Source organism: Flavobacterium sp. LC2016-23, from assembly GCF_009674775.1.
Classification (GTDB): domain Bacteria; phylum Bacteroidota; class Bacteroidia; order Flavobacteriales; family Flavobacteriaceae; genus Flavobacterium.
This window is the reverse complement of sequence record NZ_WKKE01000011.1, coordinates 145,484-165,706: the sequence shown is the minus strand read 5'-3', so window position 1 is coordinate 165,706 and position 20,223 is coordinate 145,484. Positions and strand designations below refer to the sequence as shown.

Genomic DNA, 20,223 nt, shown 5'->3' with positions numbered 1-20,223 from the left:
TTTTTTTATAGCCCTAATATGACAATTATCATTTTATCTCTTAGTCCTACTCCGTATTTTTGATAAATCCAAAATACACTTTTATGAAAATTTCCCTCACTCAAAAATACAACGTTCCTGGTCCGAGATATACCAGTTATCCAACAGTTCCGTATTGGGATGAAAGCAATTTTACAGAGCAAAAATGGATAGAATCCTTTCAGAAGGCATTTTCAGAAAGCAATTCTGAAAACGGAATTAGTCTGTACATACACTTGCCTTTTTGCGAAAGCATGTGTACCTTTTGTGGCTGCAATAAACGAATTACGAAAAACCATTCAGTTGAGGAAACCTATATAAAAGCCCTTTTAAAAGAATGGAGTTTATATTGCAAATTACTGCCGGAAAGACCACTTATAAAAGAAATTCATTTAGGCGGGGGCACACCTACCTTTTTTTCCACTAATAATTTAGAGCATCTGATAAATGGTATTTTTTGCTTTGCTAATAAAGCGGAGCATTATGAATTTAGTTTTGAAGGCCATCCAAATAATACAACCTATGAACAGCTTAAAAAATTATATGAGCTGGGTTTTCGAAGGGTAAGTTTTGGTGTTCAGGATTATGCCGAAAAAGTTCAGAAAGCAATTCATAGAATACAGCCTTTTCACAATGTGGCGAAAGTAACCTTTTGGGCTAAAGAAATTGGCTATACTTCTATCGGTCACGATCTGATCTTTGGTTTGCCTTTTCAGAATATCGAAAATATAGTGGATACCGTGGAGAAAACAAATTCCCTAAAACCGGACCGACTGGCTTTTTACAGCTATGCTCATGTACCCTGGATAAAAGGAAACGGCCAACGTGGCTTTAATGAAGAAAACCTTCCGAAAGATGCCGAAAAACGAAAACTGTATGAAATTGGCAAACAATTGCTTTCGAAAAACGGTTATCACGAAATTGGAATGGATCATTTTGCCTTAACTTCTGATAGTTTATACAAAGCCTCACAAAACAATAAACTGCATAGAAATTTCATGGGTTATAGTGCTTCTAAAACTAAGCTTATGATCGGATTAGGAGTTTCTTCTATTAGTGACAGCTGGTACAGTTTTGCGCAAAACACTAAAAATATCGAAGATTATTATCAATTACTGGAATGGGATAAATTGCCCGTCGTGAAAGGCCATATCCTTACTACTGAAGATCTGATTATTAGAAAACACATCTTAAATTTAACTTGTGAATTTGAGACCTCCTGGAATACTGAAAACCTTTATTTTGATGAACTTCCGGACGTTTTGCTGAATTTGCAAGAAATGGAAAAGGATAATTTGATTTGTATTGAAGAAACTAAAATCAAAATTACGGAAGCCGGAAGACCTTTTGTCCGTAATGTATGTATGGCTTTTGATCTGCATTTAAAAAGAAAATCACCGGAAACCAATTTGTTTTCGATGACTATTTAATACAATTATTTTTAATGGCAATTTGGAGTCTGCTGTACAAATAAACTCATATTTGACGGAGATATATAAGGAATTCCCAATCCTAAACCTCTTAATATAAACAGCACTCCAATGACCACAGCTACATAAGGAATTACTTTTTGAATCCTATTTCGAAAAGATGCTTTTATTACAGAATTGATGTATAAGACAATTGTCATTAAAGGCACGGTTCCTAATCCGAACAAAAGCATATACAAAACTCCAAAGCCGGCACTTTGCATTGCTATAGCCCCGAATAAAGCTACATAAACCATTCCACAAGGGAGAAATCCGTTTAGCAAGCCAATTATAAAAAGTGATTTGTAGCTTCTGTTTTTAAAATGAGCTCCTAAACCTGATTTTATTTTTGAAATGATTTTATACACGGGTTTTGAAAAGTTGTATTTTGAGAATATCTTTTCCGGGGTTAAAACCACAAGTATCATGGCCAAACCAATAAAAATGGAAAGTTTTTGTTGTAATCCTGCCAGAAAAAAAACTCTTCCCAACAAACCAAAAATTAATCCAATCGCCGAATAAGCTGTTAATCTTCCCAAATGATAGGTTACAATTTGAGTTACTTTTTTTGCCTCGTTCTGGCGATCGACCGGTAACATCATAGCAATTGGCCCACACATTCCAATGCAGTGAAAACTACTAATCAGTCCAAATATAAAAGCCGAATACAACATTTTGCTGTTTATTAATTTACATAAATGACTTCCTTAGACAAATATTTCATCCCATTGTACTGCCATTCCATATTGACATCCCAACGTCCTTTAATTAATTTTTTCTGAGGAATTACCAAAGAATTACCAATCAATGCAATTGAGGTATTAAAATCAAATTTTTTGTTTGATGGACGATATAATAATACATTCCCTTTTATTTTTTCACTTGAAAATGTATTGGGAAATGTTATTTTCAAACCTTCATTCGTATAAACCAGAGAAGGCTTCTCCTTTAGATCGTGCGCATTTTGAATTCGTGTCATTTCATCCTGAAAATGCGAATCATGTTTGTAATATTCTTCAACAACGAGGTCGTTATCATATTTACTATTCGATTGCACTTCAAAAACAAAATACAGAATAAAGGTCATAAATAATCCAAAAGCGATTACGATTCCTGTTCCCCAGCTAATTTTCATGGTAGTATATTTTAATTAAAACTCCTTGGCCCCAAAAAGTTTGTTGTGGAAGTTTCCAACAACTGATTTCCGTTATAAACTCCAATTTTCACTTTGGTCTTATCACTTTCTAAAAGTGCCTGATCAATTTCTATAAATAGTGTTCCCTGCGAAATTCCTTCTTTCAGCACTTTAAAATGTTGATTTCCTACGTTTTTAATATCCCCTTTCTGTTCTATTAATTCAAAATGAATATCGTGGTAGTCTTTCATTGTTTTATTCACAATCTTATAGGTATACACATTGCTTATTTTTGCTCCTTTGTGTTGGAAAAGTTGTCCCGGTAAACGTAAAATAATGGCCTGAACATCTGTTCTTAAAAACAACATTCCAACAAACACGCTTAGCAAAATAAGCAAGACTGCTGTATAGCCTTTCATTCTGGCAGTGAATTTAAAAGGTTCTTTTTTCTCGATTTCATCTTCAGAAGCATATCGGATAAGGCCTTTGGGCAAACCGATATTTTCCATGATAGCATCACATTCATCAATACAAGCAGTACAGTTGGTACATTCCAGCTGTGTTCCGTTTCTAATATCAATTCCCATCGGACAAACATGAACACATTGGTGGCAATCTATACAATCGCCTTTTCCTGTTGAAGCTCTGTCTTCCTTTTTATTGAATTTTGAACGACCGGTTTCTTTTTCACCCCGAACAAAATCGTAGGCAACATTTATTGATTTATTGTCTAAAAGCACACCTTGTAAACGACCATAAGGGCAGGCAATAATACAAACCTGCTCCCGAAACCATACAAAAACAAAATAGAAAACAGCTGTAAAAATAAGTAGTGCACTAAAATTACTCGCTTGCACAACAGGTCCCTGCTCCATCATTAGGAACAATGTATCACTTCCGACCAGATAAGCCAGAAATACATTGGCAATTCCAAAAGAAATTAAAAAAAACACAAACCATTTTAATACTCTTTTGCGAATTTTTTCACCGTCCCATTTTTGTCTGGATAAACGCAATTGTGCACCACGATCTCCGTCAATCCAATACTCAATTCTTCGAAAAACCATTTCCAAAAAGATCGTTTGAGGACAAATCCATCCACAAAAAATTCTTCCAAAAACAACAGTAAACAAGATGACAAAAACCACTCCCACAAGCATTGATATCACAAAAAGATAAAAATCCTGAGGCCAAAACGGGAAACCAAAAATATTAAACCGACGTTCGAGAACGTTGAACATCATAAACTGATTACCATTTACTTTTATAAATGGATTAGCAATTAAAATGGCAAGTAATACATAGCTAACCCATTTTCTGTATTCATAAAACTTACCAGACGGTTTTTTGGGAAAAATAAATTTTCGCTTACCACCTTCATCAATTGTTCCAATGGTATCTCTAAATGCTTCGTCTGGTAAATTTGACATGATTTTTATTATTTAACTTGGGTACTATCAACCTTTTTGTTTTCTGCTGTATCTTTTTTTGAAGCATTTTTATCCACCCAGATTTCACCCTGAGGTTCTTTCGGATCTTTCGGATTACTTCCCTGCAGAGACAAAATATAACTTGCCACTTTTTGAATTTCTTTAGGTTTTAAAGTTCCTTTCCAGGAAATCATTCCTTTTCCATCACGCCCACCATTGGTTATAGTATGGAATAAATTCTTAATTCCGCCACCTAATATCCAGTGATCATCTGTCAGATTGGGTCCAATTTGCCCACCTGCATCGGCACGGTGACAAGCGGCACAATTGGTAGTAAAAATTTCTTTCCCCGCTCCTAAACTTGGTGCATCCGTTAATAAAACAACCGTTTTTTCATCCATTAAATCCGGAGCTGTCTTTAAATAATCTTCAACATCAATTTTTGCCTGCGCCATTTCTTTTTTGAGTTCTGTTTCCTGATCATCTCCTCCGAAGACCTCATAACGAGCCACATAAACCACTCCAAAAACAATACAGATGTAGAATAAATAGACCCACCAGGGTGGCAAATTATTATCCAATTCTTTAATTCCATCATAATCATGATCCATTAATAAATCACCTTCTCTTTCAATTGGTTGTGTTCTCGTAAGTTTTTGCATCAGGTTTTTATACCAGTCGCTTTCCTTAAAAGGCAAACTATTTTCGTAGGCTGCTTTTGCCTTTTCTTCTGGTGTCATCAATTGATACATCACGCGATTAACGGCACTTAATGTAATTTCTATAGCAATCAGAATAAACAGGAATACAAATAAGAAGACCGAAACCATTGGATATTTTATAAATGCAGGTCTGTCACCGGAGTCTATAAAATATTCCATCAAAGCAAAGACGATGAAGAAAATTACAGGGACTCTTACATATACCGGGAAATATTTTTTCATTTTTATTATCTTTTGAAATTAAACTAATCCTTCATCTAAAGGAATTTCACTCATTTCCTGTATCTTTTCTTTTTTATAAGAGAACACCCAAAAGGCTAAGCCTACGAAAAAGAAAAAGAATATCAGAAGGGAGAGAATCGGGTAAATTTCTATACCCTTGATATTCTCCATATTGTGTTTTATTTGTTCGAACATAACCCTTATTTTTTAGCGGTTTCTTTTACTTTTATATCTGTACCAAGCCTTTGTATATAGGCAATTAGCGCTACAATCTCCCTTTCGTTCATCGGGGTAAATTTTTCGCCTTTAGCAGCTGCTTTTTTCTTACTGTCCTCATAACTTTTTACAAAATCAGGATCATTTTCCAAGTTTTTCTCTATAGCGATTGCCTGAGTTCTTAATAGCTGCTGCGCATTTGCTACTTCATTATCTGTATAAGGAACTCCAAGTGAAACCATTGCTTTCATTTTTCTTTGAGTTAATGAAATATCCATTGGTTTATTATCAAACAACCATTTGTAACCCGGCATAATTGAACCTGCTGAAATACTTTGCGGATTCCAAAAGTGATTAAAATGCCAGTTATCATTATATTTTCCTCCAACTCTTAACAAATCGGGACCTGTACGTTTTGATCCCCAAAGGAATGGATGATCGTAAACAAACTCACCTGCTTTCGATTGTGGGCCATAACGTTCTACCTCGCTTCTAAACGGACGAACTGATTGTGAGTGACAGCCCACGCAGCCTTCACGGATGTATAAATCACGTCCTTCGAGCTCTAATGGTGTATACGGTTTTACACTTGAAATGGTCGGAATATTTGATTTGACCATAATTGTTGGTACAATCTGAATTATTCCTCCAATTAAAATAGCAACTGTTGCTAAAATGGTTAACTGAATTGGTCTTCTTTCTAACCAGGAATGGAATTTTTCTCCATTAAGTCTGTTAGTGCTGATTCGTTGTAAAGCAGGAGCCTGAGCTAATTCATCTTCTACCGGCTCACCCGCTCTTACTGTCATTATGATATTATAAACCAATACAAGCATACCAACCAAATACAAAGTACCACCAATAGCTCTCATCCAGTACATTGGCATAATCTGAGTTACTGTTTCAAGGAAATTTCCATAAGTTAAAGTACCATCGGGATTAAATTGTTTCCACATGGATGCCTGAAGAAAACCAGCTACATACATGGGTAAGGCATAAAGGATAATTCCTAAAGTTCCGATCCAGAAATGAAAATTGGCCAGTTTATTCGAGAACAATGTACTTTTGGTCATTCTGGGAACCAACCAATAAATAATACCGAATGACATGAATCCGTTCCAGGCTAATGCTCCAACGTGTACGTGAGCAATAATCCAATCGGTATAATGGGCAATAGCATTTACATTTTTTAAAGAAAGCATTGGTCCTTCAAAGGTGGCCATTCCGTATCCTGTAATAGCTACTACAAAGAATTTTAAAACCGGTTCTTCACGAACTTTATCCCAGGCACCTCTCAATGTTAAAAGACCATTAATCATACCTCCCCACGATGGCGCGATAAGCATTACAGAAAATGCTACTCCTAAATTCTGGGCCCAATTGGGCAAAGCAGAATACAATAAGTGATGTGGTCCTGCCCAGATGTATATAAAAATTAAGGACCAGAAATGTATAATCGATAAGCGATAAGAATAAACAGGTCTGTTGGCTACCTTCGGAACAAAATAATACATCAGACCTAAAAATGGTGTGGTAAGGAAAAAAGCAACAGCATTATGGCCGTACCACCACTGTACTAAAGCATCCTGAACTCCGGCGTAAACAGAGTAGCTTTTTAAGGCTGAAACCGGCAATTCGATATTATTAAAGATATGCAAAACAGCAACGGTAACAAATGTGGCAAGATAAAACCAGATCGCTACATACAAATGGCGCTCGCGTCGACGCAACATGGTACCAATCATATTAATCCCCATTACCACCCAGATCAGCGCGATTGCAATATCAATCGGCCATTCAAGTTCAGCATATTCTTTAGAAGATGTATATCCAAGAGGCAGCGTAACTGCAGCGGCGACTATAATAAGCTGCCATCCCCAAAAATGAAGATTACTTAGAAAATCGCTAAACATTCTGGCTTTTAGCAAACGTTGAAGCGAATAGTACAAACCTGCAAAAAAGGCATTCCCTACAAAAGCAAAAATTACTGCATTGGTGTGCAAAGGTCTCAATCGTCCATAACTTAACCACGAAATCCCGTCGGTCATGTTAGGAAAAAGATACATAACTGCTAAAGTAAGCCCCACCAGCATTCCGACGACTCCAAAAAGGATCGTAGCGTAAATGAATTTTTTTACAATTTTGTTGTCATAATAAAACTGTTCCATTTCCATAATTAGATTTGTTTTTCTTCGTTTATTGATTTATTTTTTTTGGGAGTAATTTTGGTTTCGTCGTCAAAAAGCATTCTGACCGAAGGTGTATAATCATCATCATACTGTCCGGATTTGACAGCGATAATAAAAGCAATAAAGAACCCGATTGCTACGAAAATACTTACTGTAATTAATAGATAAATGACACTCATACCTTAAATTTATATTAACAAAATTATTGGGTTACAGGCAGATAAAATATGATAATTATCATAACAGAAAATAAATGTTAAATTAAACAAAAATAACCTTTTCTTTTACTAATAATTATTATAAATTACTATTGCTGAAGTAGTTAGACATTACCGTCACAAAACTAACAATCGTGATTGTACTTAACGGCATGATAATAGCCGCTACCAAAGGAAGAAGATTGCCTGTTACAGCAAAGGATAATCCAACAATATTATAGAGTAAAGACAAGGCAAAACTCATTTTGATGATAAGGATTGATTTATGCGAAAGTTTTAAGAAATAGTCTAATCGGGAAAACTCGGTCGCATCTAAGATGGCATCACAGGCCGGCGAGAAAACGTTGACATTTTCGGAGATAGAAATCCCGACATTACTTTGCGCTAAAGCTCCTGCATCATTCAGTCCATCTCCTACCATCATCACATTACAGCCTTTTTCCTGAAGGCTTCTGATAAACTCCAGTTTTTGTTCCGGTTTTTGGTTGAAGATTAGTTCTGTATTTTCAGGAAGTATGGCTTCCAGATTGGCTCTTTCCCCGTCATTATCGCCTGAAAGTACTTTTATCTGATACTTTTTACTTAAAGATAAAAAGAGCTTTTCCAGGCCCTCCCTGTATTGATTCTGAAAAATGAACCTTCCGTAATAAACACCATCTATCTGAATGTGTAATGAGGTTTTTTCTGCTTCTGATGTTTCAAAAACCGGTGCATCAACAAATTCTGAAGAGCCAATACGGATTGCTTTATCATCAAAAGTAGCCTGAATTCCTTTTCCTGTTATTTCCTGAAAATCATCTATTTTTATTTTTCCGGTTTCAGGCAAAAAGTCATATAACATTCTGCTTAAGGGATGATTTGAGGCACGAAGTACATTTTTTACAAGGATATAATTTTCAGTAGAAATTACATTTCCTTCATACGTGATATTGGCTTTTTTATTGGTGGTAATGGTTCCCGTTTTATCAAAAACTATAGTATCTACTTTTGCTAATTGTTCAATAACTAAAGCATTCTTCAGGTATAATTTCTGTTTTCCTAAAATCCTGAGGATATTCCCAAAGGTAAAAGGTGCTGTCAATGCCAACGCACAGGGACAGGCTACAATAAGTACGGCAGTAAAGACATTAAAAGCGATATTGGCATCAATAAAAATCCAGTATCCCAATCCGGCAAATGCGATTAGTAATAATATGGGAGTGAAATAACGGCTAATAGCATCTGTAATCGTTTTATGTTTCTGCTGCACATTTTTTTGAAAAATCTCATTACTCCATAATTGTGTCAGGTAACTTTGTGAAACAGAATGTAAAACTTCCATTTCGATCACTTTACCTATTTGTTTTCCTCCGGCAAAAACTTTATCGCCGGATTTTTTGGTAATCGGAACAGCTTCTCCTGTCACAAAACTGTAATCGATTTCGGCTTTTTCACTCATTAAAATACCATCAACGGGAATTAATTCCTGATTTCTGATGATTAACCTGTCTCCTTTTATGATATCGTACACCGGGACACTTTCTTCGGACGCATTTGAATTAATACGTGTAACTGCAATAGGAAAATACGATTTAAAATCTCTTTCAAAACTTAAAAAACTATAGGTTTTAATTTGAAACATTTTCCCTAGCAGCATAAAGAAAACAAGACCAGTCAGACTATCAAAAAAGCCGGGACCATAATTCATGGCAATATCGAAAGTACTTCGGATAAACATCACAATAATTCCCAAGGCAATCGGAATATCAATATTGAGCATTCCGGCCTTTATGCTCTTGTAAGCCGAAACATAATAACCACTTGCGGAATATAAAAAACTAGGCAGCGACAACATAAAAATCAAGGCCCTGAAGAATGGTTTATAATTATCGAGCCAGAACTCCTTAATTTCAAAATATTCCGGGAATGATAGTAACATGATATTTCCAAAACAGAAAAATGCAACTCCTAATCTGTAGGTAAGGCTTCGGTCTACATTATTTTTCCCTGTCTCATAATTTTCCAGGCTAATATAAGGTTCATAACCTATAGAACTTAACAGATAAACAATTGACTTAAGGGAAACAATCTCAGAGTTAAAAGTAATTCTGACTCTCTTCTCCGGAAAATTAACCTGAGAAATACTTATTCCGGTTTGAATTTTATTCAGGTTTTCTAAAATCCAAATACAGGAACTACAATGAATGTGCGGGATATTTAACGAAACAATAGCAGTATTTCCTTCCTGAAATTCCAACACTTTAGATAGTATCGTTTCATTTTCCAGAAAATCATATTTACCCTGAATATCCTGTGGAGTAGCACCGGGTGATTTTTCAAAATCATAATAGGAGGTTAAATCATGAAGGCTGAAAATTTCGTAAACTGTTTTGCAGCCTTTACAGCAAAACTTTTTTTCATCAAAATTGATTTCTTCATTTTTGGCAATGATTAACCCGCAATGAAAGCAACCTTGCTCGCTCATAATTTGTTTTTTTTAACTTATGCAAAGTTTATAAATTGCAAAAGATTTTAAATATGACATTTATCATACTCCAATAAATTATAATTTTAAATTTACTAAAATAAAAAAGATAAAATTCAGCGATAAATTTTTTCCTGCATTTTCTGCAATAATTAGGTCTTGGAAGGCGAATAATGGTTAATTTTGCAATAAATACTTTTATGCTATGAACAAATGTGATCAATGTATCGTAAGACAGCTAACCTCTCTGAAAGCTTTGAATAAAGAAGAAGTTATTAAACTGGCTAACAGCAAAACAACGTACAGCATAAAAAAAGGGGAGGCTATTTTTGAAGAAGGCGAAATTACCAATGGTGTCTTTTGCGTCAAAGACGGTATTGGAAAACTTTCTAAATTAAGTGCCAACGGAAAAGATCAGATTGTAAAACTTGTTAAGTCGGGAGAGCTTTTAGGTCAGCGTTCCATGATTAGTAATGAACCTGCCAATTTATCAGCAAAAGCCGTTGCTGATATGGAAGTTTGTTTTATTCCAAAAGCAGAAATCATCAATTTTTTCAATAACAATAATCAGTTTTCAATGAACCTGATGCAAACGGTCTGTGAGGACCTGAAAGAATCTGAAAACGATAAAATTGCACTGGCACAAAAAACTGTAAAACAAAGGCTGGCCGAAACCTTATTGTACCTGCATGCCACTTTTGGCGAGAATACAGACAAAACTTTAAAGGTTCAGCTTACAAGAGAAGAATTAGCCGGAATGATTGGTACTGCTACCGAAAGCTGCATCCGATTATTATCTGATTTCAATAAACTGGAACTAATTGAGTTAGTTGGCAAAAAGATTATTATTAAAAATGAAAAGGCCTTAAAGAAACTAGCTGAATAATCATAGTTTTTTTGCTTCGTTCCAAAATACATCCATTTCAGCTAAGGTCATATCCATAAGGGGTTTTCCCAGTTCACCGGCTTTGCTTTCCAGGTATTGAAAACGTTTGATAAACTTTTTATTGGTGCGCTCTAAGGCATCCTCAGGATTTACATTTAAAAAACGGGCATAATTAATCATAGAGAACAATACATCTCCAAATTCAGCTTCAATCTTATCCTGATCACCTGCTTTTACTTCTTCCTGCAATTCCAGTAATTCTTCCTGTACTTTATCCCAAACCTGATGTGGCTCTTCCCAGTCAAAACCTACGCCTTTTACTTTATCCTGAATTCTGCTCGCTTTTACCAAAGCCGGTAAACTTCTCGGAACTCCTTCCAAAACAGATTTTTTTCCTTCTTTAAGTTTCAGTTTTTCCCAGTTTTGCTTTACTTCTTCTTCATCTTTCACGACTGTATCACTGTAGATATGAGGATGACGATGAATCAGTTTTTCGCAAATTTCATTACAGACATCAGCAATATCAAAATCATTGGTTTCGCTGCCTATTTTAGCATAAAAAACGATATGCAATAACAAATCCCCGAGTTCTTTTTTAACTTCATTCAGATCATTGTCCAGAATGGCATCTCCTAATTCATAGGTTTCTTCAATAGTAAGATGTCTCAGCGTTTGCAAGGTCTGTTTTTTATCCCACGGACATTGCTCACGGAGTTCATCCATGATAATTAATAATCTTTCGAAAGCCTGAAGTTGAAGTTCTTTACTCATTTTTGAAATATTTTTTGGTGGTATGACCGAATGCTGTAAAAGTAAAAAATCCTGCTAAGAAAACATCTTAACAGGATTATTATATTTTGAAGGTACAATTTACTATTCTTCTTTTTTAGTGGCTGCTTTTTTTGCAGGAGCTTTTTTAGCTGCAGGAGCTTTTTTTGGCTTTTCTTCTGCAACCGGAGCTTCTTCTTTCTCTTCAGCCGGAGCCGGGGCAAGATCCGTCACTAATCCTTTTGCCTGAAGTGTATTATACCAGTTTAATACTTTTTTAATATCAGACGGATATACTCTTTCTTCATCATAATCAGGTAAAACTTCTTTAAAATAAGCAGCCAGAGTTGCATTATCTTCTTTATGCGAAATTGCCTGACCTTTATTTTCTTTAGCAGCAATACGCTGCATTACTTCAGTCAGTGGTTTTTCACCATCCTGGGTATAAATTGAAATTTCAGACAATAAGCTTACATTGCTTTTTAAGCTTACCGTGATTTTTTTTCCATCTGTTAATGATTCAGCTACAAATCCTGTACGAGTCTGTACTTTTAAAGCATATAAACCTGGTTTCCCGGAAACAGCTAATATTTTTTCTAAATTCATGTTTATTATAATTTGTATTAAGAATTTCGTTTATTTTTTAGGACTTATTTTATCAAAAGTATTATCTCCCTTTTTTAGCCGCTGCAAATTTCATTTTGTAATCCTGAAACGTTTTGCCTTCGGTAATATTTTTTAATTTCTTTTGAATCAAACGCTTTTTTAAGGAAGATATTTTATCTGTAAATAAAACGCCTTCTATATGATCGTATTCGTGCTGAATAACTCTTGCTATTAAACCGTCAAAAACTTCTGTTTTCATTACGAAGTCCTCTTCACAATATTCAATTGTAACAGTTGGTTTTCTATAAACATCTTCGCGAACATCTGGAATACTAAGACAGCCTTCGTTAAAACTCCACTCTTCGCCTTCTTCTTTTACGATTTTAGCATTAATAAAAGTTTTTTTGAAACCTTTTAATTTTTCTTGTTCTTCTGCTGATAAATCTTCATCATCACTAAAAGGATTTGTATCAATTACGAACAAACGAATTGCCATCCCTACCTGTGGCGCAGCAAGACCAACACCGTAAGCGTTGTACATGGTTTCATACATGTTTGCTAATATCTCTTTTAAGTTTGGATAATCTGGCGTAATTGCCTCACCTACTTTTCTTAAAACAGGATCACCGTATCCTACAATTGGTAAAATCATTTGTATTATTTTATGTATTATCTACTGAAAACACTGAATTTTATTCTCATAATTCAGCTGGCAAAAATAGTAAAAAATAGTCAATGAATAATTGTAAACCACATATTAATCTCAATTTTGCATGCTTATTAAAAACTCATCTATAATTGTGCCAAAATAATTCGTACAATTCTTACCTTTGCTGGTAAACCTCCATATATGTTTGATCGTATCGCGAAATTCACCAACAGCACCTCTTTTCTAAATGCTTCAAAAGTAACGATTGCTTCGGTTGTTCCGGTTTTAATTTTAAATTTCCTGGGACATTTTGAAATCGGTTTCACTATTGCTTTAGGTGCTTTTTATACATATCCCAGTGATATTCCGAGCACTTTGGTGCATAAAATTAAAGGTCTCATTGTGGCTTCACTTATTGTTTCGGGAGTTAATTTACTGGTCAATCTTGCCTATCCTTTTCCGCTGTTGTTTTATCCTTTTTTAGGATTATTGCTGTTTTTATGCTGTATGATTTCCGTTTACGGCCAGCGTGCTACTTTAGTATCATTTTCTGCCCTGCTTTCTATTTCGCTCTCTTTTGGACATTTACATGAAGGTATGGATGCTGTCGAATATTCCGGTTTTATTTTTATTGGCGGTATCCTGTATTTGATTGTATCTCTTGTTTTTCATTTTGTACAACCTTATAAATATGTTGAATTACAGATTGCCGACGGCATAAAGTTAACGTCCAGATATTTAAAATTAAGAGGCGATTTATGGAATCCTGAAGCCAATCGTGAAAAGATAACGCAGAAACAACTGGCCCTTCAGGTGGAGCTAAATTTAATCAATGAAGATCTGAGAAAGGTATTAATTGGAAATCAGAATACTTCTGCCGCCACAAGCCAGAATCGAAAAATGCTGCTTGTCTTTATTACTTTGATCGAAATCCAGGAACTGGCCTTATATACGTCATTTGATCATAACAAACTGCTTGAAAAATTTGACAAACATCCCGAAGTTTTGCGAACGTATCAGAATGTTGCTTATAAACTGGCTTCAACGTTAAAAAAGCTTTCTAAAAACGTCCATCATATTGCTGCTTATGTAGACAAAAATGATCTGAAAAATGAAATCGATGCTCTTGAATTTGCCATTTTTGATTATGAAAAAAAATTAGGGAAAGAAGAAGCCGGAGAAGGTGTTCTGATGTTGACCAATATGCTGAAATACGCCAAAAATCAAGTCGGAAAAATTAAGATTATCCAAAGAGCCTTTTCGCTTGCCATGCAGTCTTATAAACTAAAGGATCAGGATAAAGAGCTGGAGAAATTTTTAACTCCGCAATATTATCCGTTGCGCACACTTACGGAGAACATGAGTTTTTCATCTTCTATTTTCAGGCATTCCCTCCGATTGACGATTACTATTCTGATTGGTTTTTTTATTGGAAAATTTCTGCCTTTTCAGAATGTGTACTGGATTCTACTAACTATTGTTGTCATCATGCGACCGGGATACGGATTGACAAAAGAACGTTCTTATAACAGAATCTTCGGAACTATATTAGGTGGCTTACTGGCATTTGGAATTGTATCGCTGGTTCAGAACCATGTTGCCCTGAGTATCTTTTCCATTGTCTGCATGCTGCTGGGTATCTCTTTTACACAGATCAATTATAAAATAAGTGCCACTTTTGTAACGATGTATGTGGTTTTTATTTACGGAATCCTGACTCCGGATATTGTAGAAGTGATTCAGTTCAGAATACTGGATTCGCTTACAGGAGCCATTCTGGCTTTTCTTGCCAACCAGTTTTTATGGCCTGCCTGGGAGTTTATAAATACGCCGATACATATTGAAAATTCGATTCGCGCCAATAGGAATTATCTAAAGGAAATTGCCGATTTTTATAATAAAAAAGGAGAAACACCTACTTCTTACCGATTATCGAGAAAGAATGCTTTTGTGGAAATTGGCAATCTGATGACCTCTTTTCAGCGTATGATGCAAGAACCGAAATCCAAACAGAAAACCCTTCCTCTGGTCAATAAACTGGTGGTACTGAATCATTCGCTGCTTTCTGCCCTGGCTTCCTTATCGACTTATATTCAGTCGCATCAGACCACATCAGCGTCGGAATCCTTTAATTATATTATAAAAACGATCTTATTGAATTTAGACCATTCGATTTCAGTTTTGAAAAATGAAACGATTTTAACCGATACTTTTTTTGATAAGGAAGATGTCACGCTGCAATTTGAAGAACTGAAACGTGTTAATTTCACTCGTCTGGCAACAGATGATGAACTGGATAAGGAAACCCGTCAGGCGAAGATGCAGGAAGCCCAGATGGTTATTGAGCAACTGATCTGGATGAGTAACCTGGCAGAAAAAATACTAAAAATAACGAAAGAACTAAAAGCAACAAATCCAGATTAATTCATCTGGATTTGTTTATTTATATTAGTAAAGATGTGAATCTAATTATTTAGTTTTAAAACTTCGGCAGTATGTTTTCTGGTTGCTGCTAAAAGCTCCGGATTGTCGTTAAGTGTTTTACCGTAAGAAGGAACCATATTTTTCATTTTCTGTTCCCACTCCGGTGTTTTCATTTGATTTGTAAAACATCTGCTCACTAAATCTATCATAATAGAAACCGCCGTTGAGGCTCCCGGAGAAGCTCCTAACAAAACTGCTAAAGTTCCGTCATGGGTATTAATTACTTCCGTTCCAAATTCTAATATTCCGCCCTCTTTTTCGTCTTTTTTGATCACTTGGACACGTTGTCCGGCTCTTTCCAGTTTCCAGTCTTTAGAACGTGCAGTCGGCAAATATTCACGAAGTGCTTTCATTCTGTCTTTTGGAGACTGACGCACCTGCTCAATTAAATATTTGGTCAGGGGTATATTGTGGTATCCCGCTGATAACATCGGAATTAAATTATTTGCTTTTATGGATAACGGCAAATCCAGATACGATCCGTTTTTCAGGAAACGTGTCGAAAATCCTGCGAAAGGCCCGAAAAGAAGTGCTTTTTCGCCATCAATTACACGGGTATCGATGTGAGGAACAGACATTGGAGGTGCACCAACACTTGCTTTTCCGTACACTTTTGCCTGATGTTTTGCAATTACTTCCGGATTGGTACATTTTAACCATTGTCCGCTTACCGGGAAACCGCCGTATCCATTTCCTTCCGGAACATTTGCTTTTTCCAGTAATGGCAGTGAACCACCTCCTGCTCCGATAAAGACGAACTTGGTATAGGCTTTTCTTTTTTGGCCTGTAGACAAATCGGTAATTTTAATTCTCCATGATTTATCTTCGCGCTGATTTAATTTTTTAACCTCGTGGTTAAAATATAAAGACACTCCATCCAGTTTTTCCAGGTAATTAAACATGCTTCTGGTCAGTGCTCCGAAATTTACATCGGTACCGATGGCCATATGCGTGGCTGCTAATTTTTCGTTATTTTCCCTGCCTTCCATCACTAGGGGCATCCATTGTTTTAATTGTTCAAAATCTGTACTGAAAGCCATTTGAGCAAAAATTGGATTGCTTTGTAAAGCTTCGAAACGGGTTTTAAGATATTCGACGTTTTTATCTCCCCAGACAAAACTCATGTGGGGAACGCTTTTAATGAAATTTTCCGGAGACGGAACTTTATTTTGCTGCACTAAGTACGACCAAAACTGACGGGAAACTTCAAATGATTCTGCTATACTGATTGCTTTTTTAGGATCAATACTTCCGTCAGCCTTTTCGGGAGTGTAATTTAATTCACAAAAGGCAGAGTGTCCGGTTCCTGCATTGTTCCAGGCATCAGAGCTTTCGGCTGCTGCAACATCTAATCTTTCGTAAATTTCAATTTTAATATCGGGTTGTAACTCTTTCAAAATTAATCCGAGAGTTGCACTCATAATTCCAGCTCCAATAAGCACTACTTCACTATTGGAACGTATTGTATTGTCAGGCATAACAGTAATTTGTTTTTAAAGTGCAAAGGTACTTTTTTCAAACGCAAAAAAAAACTAATTTTTACATGATAAAAGTTAGAAAATTATAATTTTTTCCTAAAAAGTAAAATTGAAGGGAATTATACTTAAAAACGTTTAGAAGAGAGATAGTCCTGAAGCATAATGGTGGCCGAAATTTCATCAATCAGTCCTTTATTCTGACGTTGCTTTTTACTTAATCCACTATCGATCATGGTCTGAAATGCCATTTTTGAGGTAAATCTTTCATCGACACGAACGACTTTCATCTCCGGAAAAATATTCGAGAAATGCGTCACAAAACCTTTGACTATCGAGGCGCTTTCCGACGGAAGTCCGTTCATTTGCTTAGGTTCGCCAATTAATACGGCTTCCACTTTTTCTTTAGCAAAATAGTCTTTCAGAAAGTCTATTAAAGTGTTTGTCGGAACTGTTGTCAACCCCGAAGCTATAATCTGCATTTCATCGGTAACGGCAATTCCGGTGCGCTTTTGTCCGTAATCTATGGAGAGGATTCTTGGCATTTTGTAATTTTTATCAAAGATAGAAAGGAAAATGTACAAACGTGGAAAGAAATATTTCATTTTACAAAAAAAATCCGTTTTGATTTCTCAAAACGGAATTTTCCAATATTTAAAACCTAAAAAAAGTGGGATTATCTACCAAACAAACGACCAAAAAAACCTCTCTCGTCTTCCTCTTCCACTTCGTGGTGTTGAGCAGATTTTGATTGTGCTTTTTCATGCTCTAAGATCAATTCTTTGATATATTCAGTATATGTTCTTTTCTTTTCTTCTAAGAAACCAATCAGGTATTTTTCACTAAATTCTACTCCGCTTGCGGCTTCAATCTGTAATAGTTTTTTATAAAGGGGCTCAATATGCATGGCAACCACCTCCTGAGGAACAGCCTGCCTTCTTCCGAAATAATTTACGATCACACCATTTTCATCTTTGGCAATTTCAAAATCCGTAATTACCCAATAGTATCTCCCTGATTTCGCCAGATTTTTTACAATGGCATGAAAGTTTTTACCTGCCTTCAGATTTTCCCAAAGCACCTTAAAGATTACTTTCGGCATATCGGGATGCCTGATAATATTATGGGGCTGTCCCATAAGTTCGTAATCTTCATATCCGCAAACATCTATAAAGACCTCGTTTGCATATTCGATAATACCAAAGGCATTTGTTTTACTCATAATAACCTGGGTTTTATCCCACGAAACTTCTTTATCAATAATGGTTCGACCCTGAAGCTGATTTTCCTGATTCATATCTTAGCAGATTAATTTGTTTATTTTGGACTGGTACTTGATAATTCCGATTGTAAGACTTCCTAATTATGGCGCAAAACTAATGAGAAGTAAAAACTCAAAATCTGACTTTTATCATATTATGGGAGCAAAAATATATTTACAGTACATATACGTCCTTGTTGTTTTTGCTGCCGAAATTTTTATTTATCAAATTAAAAACAAAATGTTATGTCTGTAACATTTTCAAATGGTTTTACTTTTTTGCTTTTAGCCAAATACTATATCTTTGCAAAAAATTAAAACTTATGAATTCTTTACAGACGATAATTGAACAAGCTTGGGAAAACAGAGCTTTATTACAGGAAACTACTACCACTGATGCCATCAGAGAAGTTATAGAATTATTAGACGCAGGAAAATTACGTGTTGCTGAGCCGGTTGGTGAAGGATGGCAGGTAAACGAATGGGTAAAAAAAGCAGTTGTCATGTATTTCCCAATTCAAAAAATGGAAACGTTGGAATCCGGTATTTTCGAATATCACGATAAAATGTTACTAAAAAGAGGTTACGCTGAAAAAGGAATTCGTGTAGTACCCAATGCCGTGGCACGTTACGGAGCTTACATTTCAAGCGGTGTTATTTTAATGCCAAGTTATGTAAACATCGGAGCTTATGTTGATGAAGGAACGATGGTAGATACCTGGGCTACTGTAGGTAGTTGTGCACAAATTGGTAAAAATGTTCACTTAAGTGGCGGTGTTGGTATTGGCGGGGTTTTAGAACCTTTACAGGCTGCTCCGGTAATTATTGAAGACGGTGCTTTTGTGGGTTCCCGTTGTATTGTTGTTGAAGGTGTTCACGTTGGTAAAGAAGCCGTTCTTGGAGCCAATGTGTGTCTTACAGCCTCTACTAAAATTATAGATGTTACGGGTGACGAGCCTGTTGAAATGAAAGGGTATGTTCCGGCACGTTCTGTTGTAATTCCGGGAAGTTATACTAAGAAATTTGCTGCCGGAGAATTTCAGGTTCCTTGTGCATTAATTATTGGTACACGCAAACCTTCTACTGATTTAAAAACGTCATTAAACAATGCGCTTCGTGAATACGATGTAGCGGTATAGGTTTTAAAAATTCCAATAAAAAAAATCCAAATTCCAATCAGTATCAATTGGAATTTGGATTTTTTTTATTGGAATTTATTTGCTTTTATTGCTTTTTTTGGAGCTTCAGAAGCTTCGCATATTTCATATACGAAAAGAAACTCTGGATCATGGCAATGGACAATCCGTCGATGCCATTGAATATTCCTTTCTTAAAAAAGTAACAGCGAATAAAGGCTACTGTACCGTTAAGAACCGGTTTGAAGGCGTTTATCCTTTTTCCCTGATCGAACAATTGTTGCGCATGCCAGCCTGAATATTGATTTTTCTTGGCAATAATCTGATCTAAAGAATCCCAGCCATAGTGCAAAATATGTACCGCTACTTTTTTCTCGTTTTGCGTTATGATTTTCTGATGCACTATAGAATCTGAAGGCCTTGCGGTTTGTTTATTAAAAAAACGAACTTTATGGTCCGGATACCAACCCGAAAAATCAATAAGTTTATTTCCTAAGAAGTTTTTAACCCTAAAGCTGAAAGCATCATAATTGCCTTCTAAATGTTTTTGTTTCAGTATGAATTCCTCGGCATCTTTATCCAGAAATTCATCGGCATCAAGATTTAGAATCCAGTCATTTTTACAATAAGGCAACCCGTGGGTACGCTGTGGTCCGTCTCCCAAAAAAGATTGTTGTACCACTATAGCGCCTTTTTCCCTGGCAATCTCAACCGTGCGGTCTTTACTGAACGAATCTACGATAATCACTTCATCGCAAACTTTTTGCAAAGCATCAATGCATTTACCAATGTTTTTCTCTTCATTAAAAGTAATAACCAAACCGCTAATCTTCATTGTAAATTTTAATTTATGAGCTACAAAAATAGAACTTTTT

Annotated in this window: 19 protein-coding genes; 4 read left to right on the top strand and 15 right to left on the bottom strand. The window is 35.7% G+C overall.

All coding sequences use genetic code 11. The features are described from left to right. The first annotated feature begins 83 nt into the window (after positions 1–83). A complete protein-coding gene (hemN, locus tag GJU43_RS11460; RefSeq protein ID WP_154340892.1) occupies positions 84–1,448 on the top strand; it encodes an oxygen-independent coproporphyrinogen III oxidase in 1,365 nt (454 codons plus the stop codon). An 11-nt stretch (positions 1,449–1,459) separates the two neighbouring features. Here the strand turns inward: hemN and GJU43_RS11455 are convergent, their stop codons facing one another. From GJU43_RS11455 to GJU43_RS11420, 8 genes are all read right to left on the bottom strand, one after another. Beyond that, positions 1,460–2,161, bottom strand: a complete 702-nt coding sequence (locus tag GJU43_RS11455) for a sulfite exporter TauE/SafE family protein (protein WP_154340891.1) — start codon at positions 2,159–2,161, stop codon at positions 1,460–1,462. A gap of 11 nt (positions 2,162–2,172) precedes the next feature. Next, entirely contained in the window at positions 2,173–2,622 is a 450-nt protein-coding gene (locus GJU43_RS11450; protein WP_154340890.1) for a FixH family protein, read from the bottom strand. A gap of 11 nt (positions 2,623–2,633) precedes the next feature. Continuing rightward, complete coding sequence (ccoG, locus tag GJU43_RS11445; protein ID WP_154340889.1) at positions 2,634–4,052, bottom strand: cytochrome c oxidase accessory protein CcoG; 1,419 nt, start codon at positions 4,050–4,052, stop codon at positions 2,634–2,636. Positions 4,053–4,060: 8 nt separating this feature from the next. Next, positions 4,061–4,996 carry a cbb3-type cytochrome c oxidase N-terminal domain-containing protein gene (locus tag GJU43_RS11440; RefSeq protein WP_154340888.1) on the bottom strand — a complete coding sequence of 312 codons (936 nt, stop codon included), beginning with the start codon at positions 4,994–4,996 and terminating at the stop codon, positions 4,061–4,063. An 18-nt stretch (positions 4,997–5,014) separates the two neighbouring features. Continuing rightward, positions 5,015–5,191 (bottom strand): CcoQ/FixQ family Cbb3-type cytochrome c oxidase assembly chaperone, encoded by a 177-nt coding sequence (locus GJU43_RS11435; RefSeq protein ID WP_127337187.1) that lies wholly within the window; start codon positions 5,189–5,191, stop codon positions 5,015–5,017. A gap of 5 nt (positions 5,192–5,196) precedes the next feature. Beyond that, positions 5,197–7,386: a cytochrome-c oxidase, cbb3-type subunit I gene (ccoN, locus tag GJU43_RS11430; protein WP_154340887.1), complete on the bottom strand. Its 2,190-nt coding sequence runs from the start codon at positions 7,384–7,386 to the stop codon at positions 5,197–5,199. A gap of 2 nt (positions 7,387–7,388) precedes the next feature. Next, the gene (gene ccoS / locus GJU43_RS11425; protein WP_154340886.1) at positions 7,389–7,580 is read right to left on the bottom strand and encodes a cbb3-type cytochrome oxidase assembly protein CcoS; all 192 of its coding nucleotides are present in this window, start codon (positions 7,578–7,580) and stop codon (positions 7,389–7,391) included. Between the two features lie 118 nt (positions 7,581–7,698). Continuing rightward, entirely contained in the window at positions 7,699–10,083 is a 2,385-nt protein-coding gene (locus tag GJU43_RS11420; protein WP_154340885.1) for a heavy metal translocating P-type ATPase metal-binding domain-containing protein, read from the bottom strand. A 205-nt stretch (positions 10,084–10,288) separates the two neighbouring features. Here GJU43_RS11420 and GJU43_RS11415 point away from each other — a divergent pair, with 205 nt between their 5' ends. Beyond that, positions 10,289–10,969: a Crp/Fnr family transcriptional regulator gene (locus GJU43_RS11415; RefSeq protein ID WP_154340884.1), complete on the top strand. Its 681-nt coding sequence runs from the start codon at positions 10,289–10,291 to the stop codon at positions 10,967–10,969. Here GJU43_RS11415 and mazG read toward each other — a convergent pair whose 3' ends face one another. From mazG to def, 3 genes are all read right to left on the bottom strand, one after another. After that, positions 10,970–11,740, bottom strand: coding sequence for a nucleoside triphosphate pyrophosphohydrolase (gene mazG, locus GJU43_RS11410; RefSeq protein WP_154340883.1), 771 nt, complete (start codon positions 11,738–11,740; stop codon positions 10,970–10,972). It lies immediately after the preceding gene. A 102-nt stretch (positions 11,741–11,842) separates the two neighbouring features. Further along, complete coding sequence (locus GJU43_RS11405; protein ID WP_154340882.1) at positions 11,843–12,343, bottom strand: DUF5606 domain-containing protein; 501 nt, start codon at positions 12,341–12,343, stop codon at positions 11,843–11,845. A 61-nt stretch (positions 12,344–12,404) separates the two neighbouring features. Then, on the bottom strand, positions 12,405–12,995 hold the full coding sequence (gene def / locus GJU43_RS11400; RefSeq protein WP_154340881.1) for a peptide deformylase: 591 nt from the start codon (positions 12,993–12,995) through the stop codon (positions 12,405–12,407). A gap of 198 nt (positions 12,996–13,193) precedes the next feature. Here def and GJU43_RS11395 point away from each other — a divergent pair, with 198 nt between their 5' ends. Continuing rightward, positions 13,194–15,416 (top strand): FUSC family membrane protein, encoded by a 2,223-nt coding sequence (locus GJU43_RS11395; protein ID WP_154340880.1) that lies wholly within the window; start codon positions 13,194–13,196, stop codon positions 15,414–15,416. Between the two features lie 41 nt (positions 15,417–15,457). Here the strand turns inward: GJU43_RS11395 and GJU43_RS11390 are convergent, their stop codons facing one another. The 3 genes from GJU43_RS11390 to GJU43_RS11380 form a co-directional block, all read right to left on the bottom strand. Beyond that, positions 15,458–16,954: a malate:quinone oxidoreductase gene (locus GJU43_RS11390; RefSeq protein ID WP_154340879.1), complete on the bottom strand. Its 1,497-nt coding sequence runs from the start codon at positions 16,952–16,954 to the stop codon at positions 15,458–15,460. 125 nt (positions 16,955–17,079) lie between these two features. Then, positions 17,080–17,496 (bottom strand): Holliday junction resolvase RuvX, encoded by a 417-nt coding sequence (gene ruvX, locus GJU43_RS11385; protein ID WP_154340878.1) that lies wholly within the window; start codon positions 17,494–17,496, stop codon positions 17,080–17,082. A gap of 131 nt (positions 17,497–17,627) precedes the next feature. Beyond that, complete coding sequence (locus GJU43_RS11380; RefSeq protein WP_154340877.1) at positions 17,628–18,248, bottom strand: PAS domain-containing protein; 621 nt, start codon at positions 18,246–18,248, stop codon at positions 17,628–17,630. Between the two features lie 287 nt (positions 18,249–18,535). Between GJU43_RS11380 and GJU43_RS11375 the strand changes: the two genes are divergently transcribed. Beyond that, the gene (locus tag GJU43_RS11375; protein ID WP_127337175.1) at positions 18,536–19,351 is read left to right on the top strand and encodes a 2,3,4,5-tetrahydropyridine-2,6-dicarboxylate N-succinyltransferase; all 816 of its coding nucleotides are present in this window, start codon (positions 18,536–18,538) and stop codon (positions 19,349–19,351) included. An 85-nt stretch (positions 19,352–19,436) separates the two neighbouring features. Here GJU43_RS11375 and GJU43_RS11370 read toward each other — a convergent pair whose 3' ends face one another. Beyond that, entirely contained in the window at positions 19,437–20,183 is a 747-nt protein-coding gene (locus GJU43_RS11370) for a glycosyltransferase family 2 protein (RefSeq protein WP_154340876.1), read from the bottom strand. Positions 20,184–20,223 lie beyond the last annotated feature (40 nt).